The 1,886-nt window shown below is 64.0% G+C and carries 3 protein-coding genes; 2 read left to right on the top strand and 1 reads right to left on the bottom strand.

The features are described 5' to 3' along the window. A partial coding sequence (locus tag JV551A3_RS07330) for a CaiB/BaiF CoA transferase family protein (protein WP_133978466.1) occupies positions 1 to 729 on the bottom strand: 729 nt, incomplete at its 3' end. A 131-nt stretch (positions 730 to 860) separates the two neighbouring features. Here JV551A3_RS07330 and JV551A3_RS07335 point away from each other — a divergent pair. After that, positions 861 to 1,403, top strand: a complete 543-nt coding sequence (locus JV551A3_RS07335; RefSeq protein ID WP_133978467.1) for a YaeQ family protein — start codon at positions 861 to 863, stop codon at positions 1,401 to 1,403. Positions 1,404 to 1,410: 7 nt separating this feature from the next. Then, on the top strand, positions 1,411 to 1,886 hold a 476-nt coding region (locus tag JV551A3_RS07340; RefSeq protein WP_205125934.1), incomplete at its 3' end, for a DHH family phosphoesterase.

The following is a 1,886-nucleotide window of genomic DNA, read 5'->3' on the forward strand; positions in this document are numbered from 1 at the left end:
GCTGGTGTGGATGGAAGAGGGTGTGATGCCCGGCATGATGTTGCCGGTGCGTTCGCGGATAAAGCCGAACACATCGAACTCCGGGACCATGCTTTCCATCATGGCGAAGATCGCTTCGTAGAGGGCGACGTCCACCACTTGGCCCTGGCCGCCGTTGACTTCCCGGTGCCGCAGCGCCATCAGTGCGCCGATAACTCCCCACAGGGCAGCAATCGAGTCGCCGATGGAAATGCCCGTGCGCACCGGCGGTCGGTCGTCGAAGCCGGTGATGTAGCGCAGGCCGCCCATCGACTCGCCTACCGCGCCAAAGCCCGGCTGGTCTTTCATCGGCCCGGTCTGGCCAAAGCCCGACAGGCGCACCATTACCAGGCGCGGGTTGAGCGCATGCAGCACGTCCCAGCCCAGGCCGAGTTTTTCCAGCACGCCTGGGCGGAAGTTCTCGATCAGGATGTCGGCCTCGGCCAGCAGGCGTTTGAGAATCTCACGGCCCTCGGGGTGCTTGAGGTTGAGGGTGAGCGACTGCTTGTTGCGGGCCTGCACGAACCACCACAGCGAGGTGCCCTCGTACAGCTTGCGCCATTTGCGCAATGGGTCGCCGCCGTCGGGCGATTCGACCTTTATCACCTCGGCGCCGAATTCGGCACAGNTGCGCGAGGCGAACGGCCCAGCGATGAGGGTGCCGAGTTCGACAACTTTGATTCCGGCGAGTGGTTTGCTGGGCTTCGACATGGGGCATCCGTGGCAGCTGGGCAGAGCCGTGGTTTTATCACACGTCGGNTTCGCCGGGTACTGCTCCGGCGCATGGAAGGAGCGGATGGGGTAGACTGTGCCGCTTTTCTTTTGCACGAAGCCCGTCGACCATGGCCCAGCCGTCCACNACCTACAAATTCGAACTGAACCTGACCGACCTCGACCGCGGCGTGTACGAAAACGTCCGTCCGACCACCGCCCGCCACCCGTCGGAAACCGAAGAACGCATGGTCGTGCGCCTGCTGGCCTACGCCCTGTGGTACAACGAAAACCTGTCGTTCGGCCGTGGCCTGTCCGATGTGGACGAAGCAGCGCTGTGGGAAAAGAGCCTGGACGATCGCATCCTGCACTGGATCGAAGTAGGCCAGCCGGACGCCGACCGACTGACCTGGTGTTCACGCCGCACCGAGCGCACCAGCCTGCTGGCCTACGGCAGCCTGCGCGTATGGCAGAACAAAGTGGTAGATGCGGTCAAGGGCCTGAAGAACCTGAGCATCGCCGCCGTGCCGCAGGAGGTGCTGGAAACCCTCGCCACAGACATGCCACGCACCATCAAGTGGGACGTGATGATCAGTGAAGGCACGCTGTTCGTCACCGACGACCGAGGCCAGCATGAAGTGCAGCTGGAATGGCTGCTGGGTGAGCGCGGCTGAATTACCCATGCGTATCGAACCTCGCCCGTTGCCGCCGACCCTGCCATTCCTGGGTAACCTGCCGCCTTTGCTGACCCGCCTGTACGCCGCTCGCGGCGTGCAGAGCGAGGCCGAGCTGGACAAAAGCCTGGCGCGCCTGCTGCCATATCAGCAGCTCAAAGGCATCGAGGCCGGCGTGGACCTGCTGGTCGAGGCCATCGACCAGCGCCAGCGTATCCTCATCGTTGGCGACTTCGATGCCGACGGCGCCACCGCTAGTACCGTCGGCGTGCTGGGCCTGCGCCTGCTGGGTGCGGCCCATGTCGACTACCTTGTGCCCAACCGCTTCGAATACGGTTACGGTCTGACTCCGGAAATCGTCGAGGTGGCGCTGCAGCGCCAGCCGCAGCTGTTGATCACCGTGGACAATGGCATTTCCAGCGTCGACGGTGTGGCTGCCGCCAAGGCCGCCGGGCTCAAGGTGCTGGTCACCGACCACCACCT

Origin of the sequence: Pseudomonas inefficax (assembly GCF_900277125.1) — a bacterium.
GTDB classification, from domain to species: domain Bacteria; phylum Pseudomonadota; class Gammaproteobacteria; order Pseudomonadales; family Pseudomonadaceae; genus Aquipseudomonas; species Aquipseudomonas inefficax.